Raw genomic sequence first — 18,097 nt, 5'->3', positions numbered from 1 at the left:
CCTACAGAAACAAAAAACGCGCGGCTCGTCACCGCGCGTTTTTCTTTGGTAAGGCGCTGGAGGCTTAGTGCCCCGTGATGCGCTCGGACTCGAACTCATCCGGCGGCACCACCGGCGCACCTGGATGGGCCTTCGCCTCGAGTAGCGCCGCTTCCACCGACGGCGTGCGCCAGCCGGACTTCACGCCCCATACGTAGAAGATCAGGCCCACCACGGCAACCACGGCCAGATCCATGCCGTAGGAGAGATAGCCCATGCCGCCGAACATGGTGCTGCCGGCCCACGAGACCAGCGCCAGCGTCGGCAGATAGAACACCAGCCACCACGCGCCTTTCATCTGGCGGCCGAAGTCATGCCAGCCGGCCTTGGCCTGGTAGTAGAAGTACACCGGCAGCGCCACGACCATCAGCAGGATGATCTCGCCCGTCAGCGGCCACTTGGCCCAGTACAGCAACTCCGTCGCCATGATGAAGGCGACACCGGCAAGGATCGGCAGGCCGGCGATACGCAGCGGACGATGCAGCTCGGGTGCGGTGCGGCGCAGTGTCATCGCGCTCACCGGGCCGGTGAGGTAGGAAATGATCGTCGCTACCGAAATCACCGCCGCCAGCGTGCCCCAGCCGCGGAATCTGAAAAGGAACACGTAGGACACCAGCAGGTTGAACCACATCGCCGGACGCGGGATGCCCCACTTGGGATGAATGCGGCCAAGGATCTTGGGCAGCGTGCCGTTGCGCTCCATGCCGTAGATCATGCGTGCGGTGGTGGCGGTGTAGGTGATGCCGGTGCCGCTGGGGCTGATGAAGGCATCGACGTACAGCAGCATCGCCAGCCAGTGCAGGTTGACGATGATCGCCAGTTCGGCAAACGGCGAGCGGAAATCGATACCGTGCCAGCCGGCCTTGGCCAGCATCTCCGGCGGCACCGCGCCGATGTAGGCTACCTGCAGAATGATGTAGACGATGGTGGCAAGCACGATCGAGCCGATCACCGCGAACGGAATGCTCTTGCCCGGGTTGTGCGCTTCACCCGCGAGGTTCACCGGGCTTTGGAAGCCGTTGAAGCTGAAAACGATGCCGGCGGTGGCCACGGCGGTGAGCACGGCGGCGAAATCGATCGAGTGCGCATCACCATGCACGCCGACCGAGAAGTTCTCGCTGTGGAAGCCGCTGGCGATCAGCGCCAGACCCGTGGCTGCCGGCACGACCAGCTTGAACACCGTGATCAAGGTGTTGGAACGCGCGAACAGCTTCACGCTCCAGAAGTTGAGCAGGAAGTACACGATCACCAGCACGGCGGCGATCCACAGGCCTGGTAGCGACAGCTCGCCATGCCCGTCCGGCATGTGCATATACAGGTCCTGCGCCCACTTCCACGGCCACGAAGCCATGTACTGCACTGAAGCTTCCGCTTCCACCGGAATCACCGAGACGATGGCGATCCAGTTCGCCCACGCGCCGATGAAGCCGACCAGCGAACCGTGCGAGTAGTGGCTGTAGCGGACCATGCCGCCGGACTCGGGGAACATCGAACCGAGTTCCGCATAGGTCAGCGCGATCGTCATGATGATCGCCGCACCGAGCACCCAGGCCCACACCGCGCCAGGACCGGCCAGGCCTGCCGCGCGCCATGCGCCGAACAGCCAGCCGGAGCCGATGATGGAACCCAGGCCGGTGAGCATAAGCGCGAATGGGCCGACTTCGCGGCGGATCGGGCTGGAAGAGGACATGCAGACTCCCGCAGATTTGGATCTCAAATGGCCGCCCCCTCGGACGGCATAAGGGCGGGATGATGACAGCCCCTCGAGCGCCTGTCAGCCTGCACAAGTCATGGCGACGCCGCCGTACGCGCGGCGCCAAGGGCAGGTGCGTCGCAACATTTCCCTTGGTGGCAAGGGCTTTGCCATCCCTTCATCGGCGTATGGAGCGCCTCGCGGCGGTCTGTGTCGTGTGAAGTGCCGGGGCCTGCGCGTGGCGCGCCGGCCCCGGTCTGTAGCCGTCAGTGGTTATCCAACCAACCACGCTGCTGCCTGGTTCAGGGCCTGGATGCTGCCCGCATTCGTGCTCCTGTCGACGCTGTCGCCCTGCATGCTTTGCGCGAGCGCGCGGAAACTGGCCGCGAGGTCCGCCTTGCTCTGCGCATTGGCTGCGTCGGGGAAGAAGTTGGGATGGCCCAGCACATACATGATCTCCGCCACGCCGCCGCCGCTCTGCGGGCCCCCCGCTTCGGCAGCCTGGAGCATGTTGTAGAGGTCGTTGCCACTAAGTCCGAGGCGCTTCTCCAGATCTGGCAGCCCTTCTACCGAAGGGCTACCGCCATGCACGCTCTGCAACAGATTCGGATCGAGTTTGGCCAGTTTCTGTAACTGGTCCGGCGACATACCCGTGGCCAGTAGTTGCTTGACCTGGTCCGGGTCGCTTTCCGCCAGCGCCTTGCTGGTGCTGTCGTCCAGGCCCACGCCGTCGGCACCGAGGTATTTCTCTACTTCTTTGTGCAGCTCTTCGGATTCCCTATGGCCATCGATCAGGCCGCCGACGAACTGGAACGGCGCGGAGATCAGGAAGCCGATGCCGTTGATGAATGCGCCGGGCACTTCGCCCACACCGGTGGTTTCCAGCGCGCTGCCGATCACCGAGAACATATCGCCCACCAGCGCGCCGGCATAAACAGGGTTGTTCTTGAGCTTGTCGAAATCCGTGGCGAACGCGGAGGTGCTGGCAATCACAGCTAGGCCAGGGACAAGGCGCGAGCTGAACGCGGCGAAGGCCTCGGCGCCTTCGGTATAGCGGCCGAACTTGCCGGCGTCCGCCAGGGACTGCACGGCTCCGCTGGCCAGGCCAGCCGCGTTGCCACCGGCTGTGCTGTAGGCGTTGATCATCGAAGAGATGCTCTCGGCCTGTGAGCCGTTGTAAGCGCTGACCATGACGGAGGCCAGCGCCAGGCCCTTGCCGGCGGGGCCCATCGTTGCGAACTCTTCGCCCAGCGTCTTGGGGTCGAACGCTTTGTCTTCGTTTTTGCCGAGCCGCTCGTAGTTCTCCTTCAGCGAGGCCCAGCCTTCCTTGCCTTTGAACAGCGGCTCGGCCATTTCAAGCAGCTTGTCGACCGCGGTCTTGGTGTCGCCTTTTTCTTCTACCAACAATTGGCCTTGTGCCGAGGCGATGGCCTTGGGCAGGAAATCGCTCTGGTAGTCGGAGAAGGCACTGAAGGCTTTGGATGCCGCGCTGTCCGACTGGATGGCGTCCGCGAACGTCAGTGCGGTTTCGCCCTGGCCCGACTGCGTAAGGTCCTTCATGCATTGGTATAGCTGGCTGGCCGAGTCGGGGCTGCGCCCGGCGGCGGCCAGCAAGTCGTCCTTGTGGGCGTTCATGTAGGCCGCGAGGTTCTTCGCGGCATCGGCGTCGGCCTGGTACACCTTCGCGTTGTCCGGATCTTTGGTGTAGGCCTCGATAAAGGCTTTCTTCTGGTCGTCGCTGAGTGGTCCGGCGTTGGCAAGCAGTTGCGACAGGCGCTTGTCTTTTTCTTCGGCCGCGCCGTGCGCGTCCTCGTATGCCTTCAGCGGGTTGTCTTTGCCGTAGGCGAGGTAGTTGTGCAGGCCCTGCGTGGCCATGTTGGTGATGCCATCGGCCTGCTCGCCCTTGCCGTCCTGGCGTAGCGCATTGGCCAACGCCAGGGCGAGCGTGGGGCTGGCTCCGTCGGAGACGGCGTATTTGGTGGCGTCGGTCGTAAAGCCGTCCCAGCGTTCGGCCTGATGCACGTAGGCGCCGGCGATTTGATTGGCCAGGTCCTGCGCCTGGGGGCCTTCGCCCAGCGCGCTGACCACGCGCTGCATGGTGCCGTATGCGCCTTCGCCGCCGTAGACCATCTCGCACTGCGCGATCTTCTGGATCGTGGGCATGCTTTGCTGGACCACTGCTGCGGCCAGCGACGGGGGCAGGCCCTGTACCGTATCGAGCAGGCGCTGGGCCGCGTCAGGGGCCTGGGTTTCGGCATTGGCGTAGTTGCTGATGCCGTTGTACGGCTGATCGACCTGGCTGGCGGCGTCCTTGATCCAACCTTGCACACGCGGGTCGGCCAGCACGGCGTCGACCACTTCCTGCGGCTGGCCATCCAGGATGATGCCCTTGAGTTTGTCCGCCGGGCTCCAGTCGCCGGAGTAGTCGGGGATCAGCGCATTGGCGTCGCTGCGCACCTGGTAGGTGTGGATGGAGCCATTGAGCGTGGTGGTAAGCGCCTGGTCACCCGGGTGGCGCGCCAGAATCGCGTCGCCGGCGTTGCTGATCAGCTGGTCGGTGGGCGTGCGGAATTCTGCGGGCACGCCCTGGTTGCGCGAGGCGACCTGGCCGGCGATCTCGTCGCTGATCGCTTGGTCCATGGCTTTTTTAGCGGCGTCGACTTTGTCCAGCTCGCTGGTGTCCAGGTCCTGGCGAATGCCGCGGTTGTGCGGCGCGTTGCGCATGACGTCGTCGTGTTCCTTGACGGCGGCCTGATACGCGGCGATGGCCGCGTCGGTCTTCTGCGCCGGCGTCTGCTGCACGGGCGCAGCCTGTGCGGTCGTCGGCGCCGTCGCGTGGGGCGGCAGGGTCAGCACCTGGCCGGGCGATAGCGCGCTGTCCACGCTGATGCCGTTCGTTCGCGCCAATTCCTCCGGCGTCACGCCATGCTGCTGGGCGACCTGCGTGACCGTCTCATTGCCGGTAGCGGTGTAGGTCTGCGGTGGCGGGAGTTGGGGCTGCGTGTAGGTGGCGGATACGCTGGGGGCGACGTATGTCATGGCGGAACTTCCATGCCGTGGGGAATAGCCCGGCATTTAGATCCACTGTCATCGTGCGGCAATACGGACTTTCCCTAGGCTCAGGTTCTTGCGTCCGCATCAGCGATGCGTATCGCGTATGCAGCGCGATACGCGCGTGGTCGGCGCGAGAAAATGCGCCGCCGCTATGGGCGGATTTGCGTGGCCCGAGTGACGTTACGGAGGATGCAGGGCGGGTGAGAGAGTGCTTCCCTCAGCACTCGATCACGTTGACCGCAAGGCCGCCGCGCGAGGTTTCCTTGTACTTGTCCTTCATGTCGCGGCCGGTGTCGCGCATGGTGGCGATCACCTTGTCCAGCGACACGCGATGCTTGCCGTCGCTCTTCAACGCCATGCGGCTGGCATTGATCGCCTTCACCGAGCCCATCGCATTGCGCTCGATGCAGGGAATCTGCACCAAGCCGCCGATCGGGTCGCAGGTGAGGCCGAGGTTGTGTTCCATGCCGATCTCGGCGGCGTTCTCCACCTGCAGCACATTGCCGCCGAGCGCGGCGGTAAGGCCACCGGCGGCCATCGAACAGGCCACGCCCACTTCACCCTGGCAGCCCACTTCGGCGCCGGAGATCGAGGCATTCTCCTTGTAGAGAATGCCGATGGCAGCGGCGGTGAGCAGGAATTCGATTACGCCGTCGTCGTTCGATTTGGGGCAGAAGCGGTGGTAGTAGTGCAGCACAGCCGGCACGATGCCGGCGGCGCCGTTGGTCGGCGCGGTGACCACGCGGCCACCGGCGGCATTCTCTTCATTCACCGCCAGCGCATAGAGATTCACCCAGTCGAGAATGGTGAGCGGATCCTTCAAAGCCGCCTCGGGCTGGTCGCGCAATTCGGCGGCCATCGCCGGCGCACGGCGCGTCACCTTGAGGCCGCCGGGCAGCACGCCGGGCGAGCGCAGACCGCGATTGACGCAATCCTGCATGGCCTTCCAGATGGTGAGCAGGCCGGCGCGGGTTTCCGCCTCGCCGCGCCACACCTTCTCGTTTTCCATCATGAGCTGCGCGATGGTCATGTTGTGCTGCGCGCACAGCGCAAGCATTTCATCGCCGGTGGAGAACGGGTAGGGCTGCGCGGTGGTGTCGGCCACGATGCGGTCTTCCGCCGCCTCGTCCTGGTTCACCACAAAGCCGCCGCCCACCGAGTAGTAGTCGCGCGTGCCCAGTTCGTTGCCGTCGGCGTCGTAAGCGGTGAAGCGCATGCCGTTGGTGTGGAACGGCAGCTTCTGGCGCTTGTTGAACACCAGGTCGCGCTTCTCGTCGAACTCGATCTCGTGCTTGCCCAGCACACGCAGGCGATGCGTACGGCGGATGCGCTCCAACACGTCAGGAATGCGGTCGGGATCGACAGTGTCGGGGTGCTCGCCTTCGAAGCCGAGCAGCACGGCCTTGTCGGTACCGTGGCCGCGACCGGTCATGGCCAGCGAGCCGTAGAGTTCCGCACGCAGGCGCGCCACGCGGTCAAGCACACCTTTCTCCTCCAGCCAGCGCTCGGCGAAACGTGCGGCAGCGCGCATCGGGCCCACCGTATGCGAAGAGGACGGACCAATACCGATTTTGAACAGGTCAAATACGCTGACGGCCATGGCGATGCTGCGGGCTAGGGAGGGAGCCCGGTATTCTACGCGTCCCTATGGCATCCCGTAGTCCGTACGCTTCCGTTTGTTATGGCCGACCTCATCCTCTACCAGCGCGACTACTGCCACCTGTGCGATCAGGCGCTTGCCGTGATGGCCGAGGCGCGCGCGCCGGATTTCGACAGCGTGTGGGTGGATGACGACGCGGGGCTAGAGGAGCGCTACGGCACACGGGTGCCTGTGTTGCGCGATGTGCGCAATGGGCGAGAACTGGATTGGCCGTTTGATGCGTCGGCACTGCGCCAGTTTCTGGAAGCAAGCCTGTAGGAGCGCACCCTGTGCGCGATGTGCTTGAGATGGCCCTGCAAGAAGAGCATCGCGCACAGGGTGCGCTCCTACAATAGAGTGGCTTCAGCGCTTCAGCCGCTTGAGGATTTCCTCGCGCGCCTCGCGCAGGATCGAGTCGCGATCCAGGCTGGCGACAATCTCCGCCACCGCACGCTTGGCGCCCAATTCGCCCCAGGACTTGCCGGCGACCAGATAGCGCTCCGCCGCACGCCCGATCAGCACCGTCGCGTACCAGGCCAGCGCACCTTGCGCCGCCGCCGTGATGACGACGGAAAGACCGGCGCTGACGCCCTTGAGTGCGGACGCCACCAGATGCACACCCCAGATCGCGCTCATCAGTGCAATCAGTTGCGCGGAAATCACCGCCACCAGGCGTCCGGATTCGGCACGTGTCAGCGGCAGTCCATACACGCGCGACAACTGCAGCACCATCGCCGCGTCGAGGCCGGCCGCCGCGAGCAGGTCGGCGACGGGAATGGGATTGAGCGCCACCGCCACACCTTTGGCGAGGCAGTACTGACGGATCACTTTGGTCGCGAGCTGGCGCCGGCTTTCCGCGATGCGCGTACTTACCTGGTCGGTCAGCCGGCTGGCATAGAGGCCGGCATTGAGCGCGGCGATAGTCTTGCCTTCGCGTTGTGCGATGCCAAGCAGGCGCTCGCGCAGCGCGGCCACTTCGGGTGGCGCGGAGGTGTCGCGCACATGTTCGCGGCCGTCGGCACCGAGCTCGATCATGCGCTGCGGCGACGGACGCGCGGCGACGGCCACCACATCTTCGGCGCGCACCAGCCCTTGTGTGCGTTCGCGCAGATGCGCGATCAGCGAAGCGCGTTCGTCGGGGCTGTAGCGATCCGACTTGTTCAGTGCCAGCAGCACCGGGCGTTGCGTGGCGGCGAGCAGCTTCAGCGCATCCAGTTCGTCGCGTGTAAGGTCGCCATCCGCGACGAACACCACCAGGTCGCTGACTTCCGCAACCTCGAAGGCGAGCCGTTCGCGTGCGTCGCCATCCAGTTCGTTGATGCCGGGTGTGTCGATCAGCACCAGACCATCCTGGATGGCCTCATCCAGCGTTGCCTGCTCGGCTTGCGTGGTAGTGCCATGCAGAACGCCGACAGTGAATGCCTCGCGTCCCAGCAGCGCATTGCCCAGCGCGGATTTGCCGGCGGACACGCGACCGAACACCGCCACATGCAGCTCGCCGCGTTGCAGGCGGTCGAGCATGGTCTCCACGCGGCCGAAATCCGCGGCGAGTTCGCTGCGGATGCTTGCGGGAATATCTGGGTCATCGAGCAGATGGCGCAGGCTGTCCGCCATGCGCGTTCCGCCCGGCATCGCTGCGGCAGTGCCTGTCTGCTCCGGCGTCAGCCAGCCGCGCAGGCGCTGCCACAGCGTGCCTTCACTCATGCGGATTTATTTCGGCGCGAGTACGACGTGCGCCGTTACTTTCACGTCGCCACCGATCACCGAAGTGTCGGCGTAGTCGCCGCCGCCCACGCCGAAGTCGAGGCGCTTGATGCTGCCGGCCACATCCAGCGTGGCACCGGTGCCCTGCGGCGTGAAGGTCACGTTGAGGCTCAGCGGCTTGGTCACACCGCGCAGCGTAAGGTTGCCGTCGGCAATCACCTGCGCGCCGTTCTGGCGGAAGCCGGTGGTGACGAAATGCGCCTTGGGAAACTTGGCGACATTGAAGAAATCCGAACCGGGCAGTGCGCCGTCACGGTCCTTGTCGCCGGTTTTCACGCTGGCGAGATCGACTTCCACGTCGAACTTCGAGCTGGCGAGCTTGGCTGCGTCGTAGCTGATCGCCGCGGTCCACTTGCCGAACGTGCCATTGAAGCCGGCACCCTGAAAGCTGCCGGAGAAGCCGAGCGTGCTGCCGGCCGGCTGCACGGTGTAGTCGGCGGCGCCCGCCAGACCCGGAAGAGCCAGCGCGAGCAGCAAGGGAGCGAAACGGGTCAAGGCTTTCATCAGTGATCTCCTTTCGAGGGGGTGTCGTCGCGCAGGCGACGGAAGGGGAGCATGCGCAGCAGGGTGTTGTCGCGATCGAAGAGGTGATGCTTCAGCGCACCGCCGATGTGGGCGACCAATACCAGCACCAGAAACCAGAACAGGTATTCATGGACTTCATGCGACAGACCCTGGTGGTCGGGATTCGCCTCCACCAGCGCGGGCAGGTTGAACTGCTTGAAGAACTGCAGCGGTTTGCCTGCGACGGAATTGAACCACCAGCCGCTGAGCGGCAAGGCCACGATCAACAGATACAGCGCGGCATGCGTGGTATGCGCGGCCATTTGCTGCCAGCGCGGTGCAGGCTCCTCGCGCGGGCGCTTGTCGCCAAAGCGCCACAACAGGCGCAGCAGGAACAGCGCCAGCACGGTAAGGCCGATCGACTTGTGCAAGGCCAGCCAGTTGATCTTCTGCATGGGATTGCCGGCCATATCCATCAGCAATCCGAAGATGCCGTTGCCCAGGATCAGCAGTGCCATGATCCAGTGGAAGAACTTGGCGACCGAACCCCACTGGCGGTCGTTGCTGCGCAGGCTCATGGAGACTCCTTGTTGGTCTGAGCGGTGTCGTCGAGGATAGCTTCCAGCTCCAGCCACACCATAACGCTGCGGCCAATGGCCCCAGGATTGGCGGTGATACCGAAGTCGGTGCGGTCCAGCATGGCCGTGGCGGAGAAGCCGGCGACCGTATGCAGTCCATAGATGGTTTTGGCGATCCGGTTCACGGTGAACGGGAGTTCCACCGGACGGGTGATGCCGCGGAGGCTGAGCTGGCCGTGCAGCACGCCGTGCGTATCGTCCTTGCGCTCCACCGAGGTGCTGACGAAATGCGCATAACGCGCCTTGCCGCTATCCAGGAATGAGGGTTTGAGCACGGCCGCATTCCACTCCTTGTCGCCCATGTCCAGGCTGTCCAGGTCGATGTCCAGCTCGGTGGCCGAGCGGCTCCAGTCGTCCGGATCGAAGCGCAACCAGCCGCGCGCGATGTGCAGCCGTCCAAACGGTCGCGAATAGCCGTTGTGGTCGATGCTGAAAAGGATCTGGCTGTGAGTGGTGTCGTAGCGGTAGGTGCTTGGCGCGGCCTGGACATTTGCGCAGGCCAGCAGGGTGCTTAGGGCGAGGGCGAATAGGTGGCTGGCGCGTGGCTTGAGCATGGGAGGAAGTCTGGCGGATCGGGGGTGGGGGCGCCAGCGGGTGTGTGTGAAACGGATTGTTTCCGTGAGTGTGGCTTTTGCTTTGCTCTTTCTCCCTTCGACAGAGGGTTGGGGGTGAGAGTGCGTTCTTGAGACAACCCCTCCTGCTCGTCATCCCTGCGCAGGCAGGGATCCAGTAGAGTTGTCGCTCGGTTGTCGCGCTGACTTGACCTGGCTCGCCTGCGGCGGGGTTTCGTCTCGCTGCCGCGAGCCGAGTTACTTTTCTCTGCTTGCCCAGAGAAAAGTAACCAAAAGAGAGGGCACCCCTCTTACGCGCCCTCCGGCTACGCCTACGGGTCCGTGAGGGTTGGCCGGGCTTTTCGACAGGACATCCATGTCCTGTCGAAAAGGCATCGGCATCCATGCCGATGCCCCCTTCGGGGCCTGATCGTCCAACCCTCACCGCTCCACAGGGGACCCGGTGGCGGGCTCGCTTCGCATCGCCCAGCAAGATCAGAAAAGCATTGCTCCCTCTCCCCTCCGGGGAGAGGGTTGGGGTGAGGGGTGGGTGCTCGGGGAAGTGTTGCTACTGATGGGTTGCAGTGCGCGTGATTGGCGAATCAATCGTCACTCACTCTTCTCCCTCTCCCGCCACGCTTCCATCGTCAGCGTCGCGAGCTCTTTGACGCGCGCACCACCGCTATCGGCGAGCAAGGTCTTGAGTCGTGCACCTGCATCTTGCTGATCGAGGGTGTGGCGTTCGGCGAGGGAGGTGGCGAGGGCGCGGCCGAGGCTGTCGAAGATGAGGGCGTAGGCGAAGGCGTGGAGTACGCCGCCGCCGAGTGTGCCTAGTCCGGGGAAGGCTTTGAGGGCGTTGCCGGCGATGGCCAGGACGATGGAGCTGCCGGTGCGCAGGGTGAGTTTGGCTTGCTGGATGAAGTCGTCGATTTGTACGTCGGTGACGCGCACGCCATAGAGTTCGGCGAGTTCGCGGGTGAGGGCGGCGGCGAGGGCGCCCTGGATGACGAGGTCGCTGCCGGGTGCGACGGCGGCGAGTGCGCCGACGATGGCTCGGCGTGCGTATTTGCGCACGATGCGTTCGGCTTCGGCGGCGCGGGTTTGTGTTTCCAGCGCGCCGACGCGTTCGTGCAGACCGGCGAGTACGGCTTGTTCGCGTTGCGGCTCCAGGCCTTCGGTGCCGGGCGCGGTCAGGCGCATCAAGGCTTTGAGCAAGGGCTCGATGGCGGGTTTGCGTTGGCGTTCGATCTGTTCGATGCCGCCGTCGGCGAGGGTGCGTTGGTAGCGTTCGCTGCCGCCGGCGCTGACGGCGACGACGGTGGCGGCGATGTCGTGACTTTGCTGGCGCAGGCGATGCAGCAGCAGATCGCGTTCGGCGTCGCTCCACTGGTCGGCTTTGTTGAGTATCAGCAGCAGCGGTTTGCCGAAGTCGCCGAGCCAGCGCACTTCCTGCGCCTGGCTGCGGGTGAGGTCGCCGGCGCAGACGTAAATCACCGCGTGGGCGCGCAGGGCTTCCTGGCGGGCGAGGGTTTCGTGCGCTTCGCCGTTGGTTTCGCGGCTGCCGGGTACGTCGGCGAGTACCAGGGTGCGGCCGTCGGGCAACTGGCCGTCGATGTGGCTGACCTGCTGGGTGGTGCCGCCGCGCACATCGCTGATGGCGGTGGCGTGTGGCGCAAGCGCGCGGATCAAGGTGGACTTGCCGGTGGAGATCTCACCGAACAGCGCCACATAGACGCGCGCCGTCGCACGGCGGCGATCCAGTTCGCCCAGTTCGGCGCCGAGCGCGCCGGTGTCGGCGCCGCGGTTTTGTAATTGATCGATGCGCTGTTCCAGGCTGCCGCGATCTGGGGCCGGCACGGGCCGCCGCTTGCGGCGTGGCCGGAACAGCCACCACAGCACGCCAAGCCCAAGCAGGGCGAACAGTGCGAGGGTGGAGCCCAGCGTCCACTGCAGCCAGGCCGGCAATTGCAGAAAGCGCTGGGCCAGCGCCAGCGCGCGTTCGGCCGCGGCGAACAGCAGCCACAACAGGGCGGCGATGGCGAGCGCGGCCAGCAGCAGTCTTGGGCGTCGGGACATGAGGGTCATTCTAGGGTACCGCTGATCAAGTATCGCCATCGTCACCGGCCCTGTCTGTTCGCAGGCCGCAGGCCCGTCGGCGAAGGCAGACTGGTGGTCTGTCGAGACGGCGGGCCTGCGGCCTGCGAACAGACAGGGCCGGCCCCACGTATGAGATTTCAAATGATGGGGTGATGTCTGGAAGACTCGCAGGCGCCGCCGCGCGGCTTGCCAAGACGGCCAGTCTTCCCTGCGCCACGCAGCAACGCCTGCGAGTCTTCCAGGCATCATGACGATGGCGATACTTGATCAGCGGTGCCCTGGTCATCTATGGGCCTTCGACACTCGTTAAGCCCCGGGGGATTTGGCATGATCGCGTGCTTGGGAGGGGGAATGCATGCTGTCCTCGTTGCTATTGAGCCTGGCATTGCTGGTGTCGTCGCCGACGGCGACCGAGACGGCGGTGGCGCTACCGGCGCCGTCGGGCAGCATGCTGCCTACGCCGCAGTTTCGCCGCTATGGCACCGTCAATGGTCTGCCGAGCAGCAGCGTGTACACGGTGCTGCAAGGGCCGGACGGCGCCATGTGGTTCGCCACCAAGGGCGGCATCGCGCGTTATGACGGTGTGGGGTTCAAGGTGTTCCGCCATGTCGCGGACGATCCTGGCTCGCTGCGCGACAACGGTATTTCCACCCTGGCCTTCGATCGCTCGGGGCATCTGTGGGCTGGCGGACTGGAAGCGGCACTGAATCGCTATGACCCGCAGACCGACAAGTTCCAGCATTGGACGCACGATCCATCCGACCCCAACAGCCTGAGCAGCGACAAGGTGTGGGTGATCAAATCCGGCCCGGATGGTGCGATATGGGTAGGCACGGCGCTGGGCCTGGATCGCATGCGTCCGGATGGCACAGGCTTTGACCATATCCCGGCGCCCAACAACGATGCCGCCGGTTTTGGTGCCGTGGCGGCGTTGTACATAGATGCGAAACAGCGCGTCTGGATCGGCGGCAGCAACGGCATTTTTCTGCGCGATACCGATGGCGTCGTGCGCCCGGTGCCGTATGAGCATCCGTCGGAAGTCGTGGACGCCTGGCGCATCGAAGGCGACGGTGACGAGATCCGCATCGCGTCCGCGCGCGGTCTGCTGGTGGTGGACAAGGACGGCGTGATGCGCATGTTCTGCAAGGACATCGCCGACATCAATGTACTGAGCAGTACGCGTGACCGCGCCGGACGCCTGTGGATCGGCACGCAGCGTGGCATGTACTTGCAGACGTCGCCGGGTGGTCCGGTGCGGCCGCTGATCAATCAGCCCCTGTTGAACGGCAATCTGCCGGGCACCTGGGTGTGGAAGATCATGCCGGATCGCGAGGGCGGTTTATGGATCGCTCTGTTCGATGGCGGCGTGGCTTATCTCGCACCTGGCTGGGACAACGTAAGCCGCTTCACGCACGTGCCCGAGGATAACGAGAGTCTGCGCGACTCTGTCGCCACCTCCGTAGCGCGCGGCCGCGATGGGCGCATCTGGGTCGGTGCGCGTAACGGCCGTGTCGACAAGCTCGATCCCGTCACTGGCAAGGCGGAGCATGTGCTTTCCGATATGCGCGGCGATGTGATCGGCATGACCCAGGATGCACAGGATCGCTTGTGGATCACGGTGCAAGGCGGCCTCTTCCGCTACGCCAACGGCAAGCTCGATCGTGTGCCCAGCGCCGGACATGGCATGTCGCATCCGCTGGAGGTGGAGCTTGGGCCGGACGGCAAGCTGTATGCGCGTAGTTTCAGTGAAGGTCTGTTCCGCGTCGACCAGGAAACGCTGGCGGTCACTCCGGTGGCGATCCAGCCGGCCGATGAGAAGGCGCGTTGGGGCAGTCAGCTGACTTTGAAGAACGGCGTGTTCTGGTATGCCAGTGACGGCGGTCTGCTTCGGCTCGATGCCACCCGCGATCATTTCGAACCCGTACCGGGTGTACGCAATGATCGCGCGGTAGATGCGTTCGACTTCACTCAGGACGGCATGTGGCTGGCCCGGCCGGATGGCCTGGAGTTCTACCGCTACGAAGGCGATGGACTGGTGCTGGATCGCAAGATCGATGCGCACCATGGCTGGCCCTCGGTGAATGTCGTCGACGTCGCGGTGGATAAGCGCGGACGCGTGTGGATGCTCGGCCGCGACGGCATGTGGCGCTTCGATCCGGACAGTGGCACGTTCCGCGCGTTCGGCTTGCAGGACGGCCTGAGCAACGGCGAATTCTTCCGCGGCTTCGCGCGCATGCCCGACGGCAACATCTACGCGCCGACCATGGGTGGTGTGATTGGTTTCAATCCCGACCAGGGCGATGGCGGCACGGCGGTGCCGCCGCTGGCCATCACCGGCATCGGCGTACGTACGCAGGGCGGCATCCTGGCGCAGCCGTTGCACCGGGATGCGCTGGAGCTGGGTTGGCGCGATCGCGGCCTCAGTATCGATGCGCGCGTGTTCTCCTACGTCAACCCTGTGGACAATCGTTACCGCTTCCGTCTCGACGGTCTCGACAATGACTGGGTCGACACCGGCAATCGCGGCGAGCGCGAATTCGCCGGCCTGGCTGCGGGCGATTACACCTTGAATGTGATGGGCGCGGGTGCGGATGGCGAATGGGGTTCGTTGTCGAAGCCGCTGCACATCCATGTGCAGGCACCGCCGTGGGTGCGCTGGTGGGCATGGTGCGCTTACGTTCTGTTCGCCGCGCTGTTGGGCCTGATGGTGCTGCTGGTGTGGCGCCGCCGCCTGGCGCAGCGTCATCAGATCCAGCTGGCCGAACAGCGCAGCCGTCTCGCCGAGCAGGCAAGCGCGGCCAAGACGCACTTCCTGGCCACCTTGAGCCACGAGATACGCACACCGATGACCGGCGTGATGGGCATGGCGGAATTGTTGCTGAGTACGCCGCTCGGCCCGCAGCAGCATGACTACGCCGAAGCCATCCAGCGATCAGGCAAGATGCTGCTCAAGCTGCTCAACGACGCGCTGGACCTGGCCCGCATCGAAGCCGGCCGCCTGTCGCTCGACCTCGCGCCGTTCGATCCGCGCGCACTGGTGCAGGAAGTGGCGCAGCTCGAACAAGGCCAGGCACGTGCCAAGGGCCTGCATTTCCAATTGGCGATGGCCGACGATCTGCCGGCGCGTGTCATGGGTGATGCGTTGCGCGTGCAGCAGATCCTGCTCAATCTCGCCAACAACGCGTTGAAGTTCACCGAGCACGGCAGCGTGACCCTGCGCGCCGTGCGTGATGCGAACGGCCTGCACTTCAGTGTGATCGATACCGGCCCCGGCATTCCGGAGGCGAGCCAGGCGCGCCTGTTCCAGCGTTTCGAGCAGGCGACCGGGCCGCAGCGCAAAGTCGGCAGCGGACTTGGCCTGGCGATTTGCCGCGAGCTGGTGGCGATGATGGGCGGCAGCATTGAGCTTGAATCGAAAGTGGCACATGGCAGCAGCTTCCACGTGCACCTGCCGCTGGAAGTGGTGGAAGGCGAAGTCAGCACCGTAGCTGCGCCCGTCCGCACCAACGAAGCCGAAGGTCTGCGCATCCTGCTGGTGGAAGACGATGCGATCGTGGCGGCGGTGGTGCGCGGTCTGTTGGAACGGCAAGGCCATCGGGTGCGTTACGTCGGCCACGGTCTCGCGGCGATGACCGAGCTCAGCCAGAACACTTACGACGTAGTGCTGCTGGATCTGGATCTGCCTGGCGTGGACGGTTTCCAGATCGCCCGCCTGATCCGCATGCGCGAAGGCGACGGCGAGCATCTGCCGCTCATTGCCATCACTGCGCGCTCCGGCGGCGATGAGGAAGCCCGCGCGCACGAATCGGGTATGGATGGATTCCTGCGCAAGCCAGTGACAGGTGAGCAACTGGCGGAAGCGCTGGCGAGCGCGCTGACTGCGGAGCACGCGCCACTGTAGGAGCGCACCCTGTGCGCGAAAGCCCTGCGTGAGCAGGGCCGCCGTTGCCACATAAGCAGAAATGAGCAGCCCCGCTCACGCGGGGCTTTCGCGCACAGGGTGCGCTCCTACATATCGTGCTTTGCGACTTCCACGCCCAGGCGCTTGTACTCACCCCAGCGCGTACGCGAACCCTCGCGCTCGGCCGGGTCGGCGGCCACTACTTCCAGCACGCGTTCATAACGGCCGGTGGGGCAGGTCTCGCGCAGGTTGATCACCATTGGGCGATCCGCGGTATCGATGCCGGGCGGCACGATCAGCACCGCGGTATTCGCATCGTCATCGTCACCCGCCAACTGGTGCGGAATGAACGCATCGTCATCGAACGCCCACAGCAATTCATCGATGGCTTCCGCCTGCTCGAAATCGCGGGTGAGGATCATGGTCGGCTGCTGCGCGGCATACGCGCGCTTCGCCAGCTCGCACACCAGCAGCAGCGGCTGTTCGCGGAAGCGCGGCTTGTCGATCAGATAGAAGTCGGCGCGAGGCATGGGTCAGGGCGAGGAGGAAATAGGGAACGGGGAATGGGGAACGGAAAGCGCATGAACGCGACAGGGCGATGTCACGCACCGCACCTGCTCCCCGTTCTCTATTCCCCGTTCCCTGCTCATTAGCCAGCGACGCGATCAATCAACCACTGCGCCAGCAACGGCACTGGCCGGCCCGTGGCGAGGCCCTTGCGGCCCTCGTCCCACGCCGTGCCGGCGATATCCAGATGCGCCCAGCGCTGGCCTTCGGTGAAGCGCGCGAGGAAGCAGCCGGCGGTGATCGCGCCGGCGTTCTTGCCGCCGATGTTGGCGACGTCGGCAAAGCCCGAATCGAGCTGCGCCTGATAGTCGTCCCACAACGGCAAGCGCCATGCGCGGTCGAGCGTGGTTTCACCGGCGGCGAGCAGCTCGGCGGCGAGATCGTCGTGTTTGCTCATCAGGCCGCTGGCGTGCTTGCCCAGCGCGATCACGCAGGCACCAGTGAGCGTGGCGGCGTCGATCAGCACCTGCGGCTGGAAGGTCTGCGCGGTATAGGTCAGCGCGTCGCACAGGATCAGGCGGCCTTCGGCATCGGTGTTGAGCACTTCGATGGTGAGGCCCGACAGGCTGGTGAGCACGTCGCTGGGACGATAGCTGTCGCCGTCCGGCATGTTCTCCACTGCTGGCACCACGCATACCAGATTGAGCGCGAGGCCCATCTTCACCGTGGCCACGAACGCGCCGAGCACGCCGGCCGCGCCGCCCATGTCGAACTTCATTTCTTCCATGCCCGGGCCGGGCTTGAGGCTGATGCCGCCGGTATCGAAGGTGATGCCCTTGCCGACGAAAGCGTACGGCTTGTCACCCTCGTTGCCGCCCTTGTATTCCAGCACCACCAACTTGGGCTTGTTGACCGAGCCGCGGCCCACGGCCAGCAGCGAGCCGAAGCCGAGCTTCTCCATCTCGACGTGGTCCAGCACATTGCAGCTGACCTTGTCGTTGGCGTCGGCGAAGGCCTTGGCCTGGTCGGCGATGTAAGCGGGGTTGCAGATGTTCGGCGGCAGGTTGGCCAGCTCGCGCGCGAAACGCACGCCCTCGGCGATGGCCGTGGCCTGATCCAGGCCAGCCTTGGCGTCGTCGCCGCCGGCGAAGGCGAGGGTGGTCAGCTCGGGCTGCGCGCTCTTCTCGCGCGGCTTGAAGGTGGCGGTGTAGCGATAGGCGGCATAGTCGGCGGCCAGCGCGGCGGTGCGCACGCGCCAGGCGGCGTCGCGGCCGGGTACGTCGACTTCGGTCAGGCAGCACACGGCCGCGTCGATCGGCAGGCGGCCGAGTGCGCGAGCGGCTTCGATGCACACCTTCTGATAGCGGGCGCCATCGAACGACTTCTGTCCGCCCAAGCCCACCACCAGCACGCGCTTGGCCGTCACGCCCTCCGGCCCGAACAGCACGGTGGCACTGCCAGCCTTGCCGCTGATGTCGCCGCTTTCCACCTGGCGCTTGATCGCGCCATGGGCGGCGGTATCTACGCGGGCGGCGGCGCTGGTGAACACGCCGTTCTCGTAAACGCCGACCACCACGCACGGGGTTTCGACGGTTTCGGGGGCGACGGGGCCGAGACTGAACTGGAGCGTCATCGATAAGATCCTGCGAAGGTCCGGCCGAGCGGCGGACAGGCTAGACTTGGGGTTTGCCGGCCCGCTTGGGGCAAGGC

The 18,097-nt window shown here is 65.1% G+C and carries 12 protein-coding genes; 2 read left to right on the top strand and 10 right to left on the bottom strand.

Annotation, left to right across the window (positions count from 1 at the left end):
• Window positions 1-64 precede the first annotated feature (64 nt).
• The 3 genes from ISS97_RS14170 to ISS97_RS14160 form a co-directional block, all read right to left on the bottom strand.
• The gene (locus tag ISS97_RS14170; protein ID WP_379985771.1) at window positions 65-1,729 is read right to left on the bottom strand and encodes an APC family permease; all 1,665 of its coding nucleotides are present in this window, start codon (window positions 1,727-1,729) and stop codon (window positions 65-67) included.
• A gap of 276 nt (window positions 1,730-2,005) precedes the next feature.
• A complete protein-coding gene (locus ISS97_RS14165) occupies window positions 2,006-4,771 on the bottom strand; it encodes a LysM peptidoglycan-binding domain-containing protein (protein WP_379985772.1) in 2,766 nt (921 codons plus the stop codon).
• A 232-nt stretch (window positions 4,772-5,003) separates the two neighbouring features.
• Complete coding sequence (locus tag ISS97_RS14160) at window positions 5,004-6,386, bottom strand: L-serine ammonia-lyase (protein WP_379985773.1); 1,383 nt, start codon at window positions 6,384-6,386, stop codon at window positions 5,004-5,006.
• A gap of 81 nt (window positions 6,387-6,467) precedes the next feature.
• Here ISS97_RS14160 and ISS97_RS14155 point away from each other — a divergent pair, with 81 nt between their 5' ends.
• Window positions 6,468-6,704 carry a glutaredoxin family protein gene (locus ISS97_RS14155; protein ID WP_379985774.1) on the top strand — a complete coding sequence of 79 codons (237 nt, stop codon included), beginning with the start codon at window positions 6,468-6,470 and terminating at the stop codon, window positions 6,702-6,704.
• 84 nt (window positions 6,705-6,788) lie between these two features.
• Here the strand turns inward: ISS97_RS14155 and ISS97_RS14150 are convergent, their stop codons facing one another.
• From ISS97_RS14150 to ISS97_RS14130, 5 genes are all read right to left on the bottom strand, one after another.
• On the bottom strand, window positions 6,789-8,129 hold the full coding sequence (locus ISS97_RS14150) for a DUF697 domain-containing protein (RefSeq protein WP_379985775.1): 1,341 nt from the start codon (window positions 8,127-8,129) through the stop codon (window positions 6,789-6,791).
• A 6-nt stretch (window positions 8,130-8,135) separates the two neighbouring features.
• Window positions 8,136-8,693: a YceI family protein gene (locus ISS97_RS14145; RefSeq protein WP_379985776.1), complete on the bottom strand. Its 558-nt coding sequence runs from the start codon at window positions 8,691-8,693 to the stop codon at window positions 8,136-8,138.
• Complete coding sequence (locus ISS97_RS14140; RefSeq protein WP_379985777.1) at window positions 8,693-9,271, bottom strand: cytochrome b; 579 nt, start codon at window positions 9,269-9,271, stop codon at window positions 8,693-8,695. The genes ISS97_RS14145 and ISS97_RS14140 overlap by 1 nt, the downstream gene beginning before the upstream one ends.
• Window positions 9,268-9,885 (bottom strand): YceI family protein, encoded by a 618-nt coding sequence (locus tag ISS97_RS14135; RefSeq protein ID WP_379985778.1) that lies wholly within the window; start codon window positions 9,883-9,885, stop codon window positions 9,268-9,270. The genes ISS97_RS14140 and ISS97_RS14135 overlap by 4 nt, the downstream gene beginning before the upstream one ends.
• A 606-nt stretch (window positions 9,886-10,491) precedes the next feature.
• Entirely contained in the window at window positions 10,492-11,958 is a 1,467-nt protein-coding gene (locus tag ISS97_RS14130) for a GTPase (protein WP_379985779.1), read from the bottom strand.
• Window positions 11,959-12,334: 376 nt separating this feature from the next.
• Between ISS97_RS14130 and ISS97_RS14125 the strand changes: the two genes are divergently transcribed.
• Window positions 12,335-15,880: a hybrid sensor histidine kinase/response regulator gene (locus ISS97_RS14125; RefSeq protein WP_379985780.1), complete on the top strand. Its 3,546-nt coding sequence runs from the start codon at window positions 12,335-12,337 to the stop codon at window positions 15,878-15,880.
• A gap of 107 nt (window positions 15,881-15,987) precedes the next feature.
• Here ISS97_RS14125 and ISS97_RS14120 read toward each other — a convergent pair whose 3' ends face one another.
• Both ISS97_RS14120 and ISS97_RS14115 read right to left on the bottom strand, forming a co-directional pair.
• Complete coding sequence (locus ISS97_RS14120; RefSeq protein WP_379985781.1) at window positions 15,988-16,410, bottom strand: DNA polymerase III subunit chi; 423 nt, start codon at window positions 16,408-16,410, stop codon at window positions 15,988-15,990.
• Between the two features lie 119 nt (window positions 16,411-16,529).
• Window positions 16,530-18,020 carry a leucyl aminopeptidase gene (locus tag ISS97_RS14115; protein WP_379985782.1) on the bottom strand — a complete coding sequence of 497 codons (1,491 nt, stop codon included), beginning with the start codon at window positions 18,018-18,020 and terminating at the stop codon, window positions 16,530-16,532.
• Between the last annotated feature and the right edge of the window lie 77 nt (window positions 18,021-18,097).

This window comes from Dyella koreensis (assembly GCF_044904565.1).
GTDB classification, from domain to species: domain Bacteria; phylum Pseudomonadota; class Gammaproteobacteria; order Xanthomonadales; family Rhodanobacteraceae; genus Dyella_D; species Dyella_D koreensis.
Note: the sequence above shows the minus strand (reverse complement) of the source record. Positions and strands in the feature narration are given on the sequence as shown.

Bases quoted from the DNA above. Each gene is read 5' to 3' on its own strand.
- ISS97_RS14170 (WP_379985771.1), bottom strand. From the start codon at position 1,729: ATGTCCTCTTCCAGCCCGATCCGCCGCGAAGTCGGCCCATTCGCGCTT.
- ISS97_RS14165 (WP_379985772.1), bottom strand. From the start codon at position 4,771: ATGACATACGTCGCCCCCAGCGTATCCGCCACCTACACGCAGCCCCAA.
- ISS97_RS14160 (WP_379985773.1), bottom strand. From the start codon at position 6,386: ATGGCCGTCAGCGTATTTGACCTGTTCAAAATCGGTATTGGTCCGTCC.
- ISS97_RS14155 (WP_379985774.1), top strand. From the start codon at position 6,468: ATGGCCGACCTCATCCTCTACCAGCGCGACTACTGCCACCTGTGCGAT.
- ISS97_RS14150 (WP_379985775.1), bottom strand. From the start codon at position 8,129: ATGAGTGAAGGCACGCTGTGGCAGCGCCTGCGCGGCTGGCTGACGCCG.
- ISS97_RS14145 (WP_379985776.1), bottom strand. From the start codon at position 8,693: ATGAAAGCCTTGACCCGTTTCGCTCCCTTGCTGCTCGCGCTGGCTCTT.
- ISS97_RS14140 (WP_379985777.1), bottom strand. From the start codon at position 9,271: ATGAGCCTGCGCAGCAACGACCGCCAGTGGGGTTCGGTCGCCAAGTTC.
- ISS97_RS14135 (WP_379985778.1), bottom strand. From the start codon at position 9,885: ATGCTCAAGCCACGCGCCAGCCACCTATTCGCCCTCGCCCTAAGCACC.
- ISS97_RS14130 (WP_379985779.1), bottom strand. From the start codon at position 11,958: ATGTCCCGACGCCCAAGACTGCTGCTGGCCGCGCTCGCCATCGCCGCC.
- ISS97_RS14125 (WP_379985780.1), top strand. From the start codon at position 12,335: ATGCTGTCCTCGTTGCTATTGAGCCTGGCATTGCTGGTGTCGTCGCCG.
- ISS97_RS14120 (WP_379985781.1), bottom strand. From the start codon at position 16,410: ATGCCTCGCGCCGACTTCTATCTGATCGACAAGCCGCGCTTCCGCGAA.
- ISS97_RS14115 (WP_379985782.1), bottom strand. From the start codon at position 18,020: ATGACGCTCCAGTTCAGTCTCGGCCCCGTCGCCCCCGAAACCGTCGAA.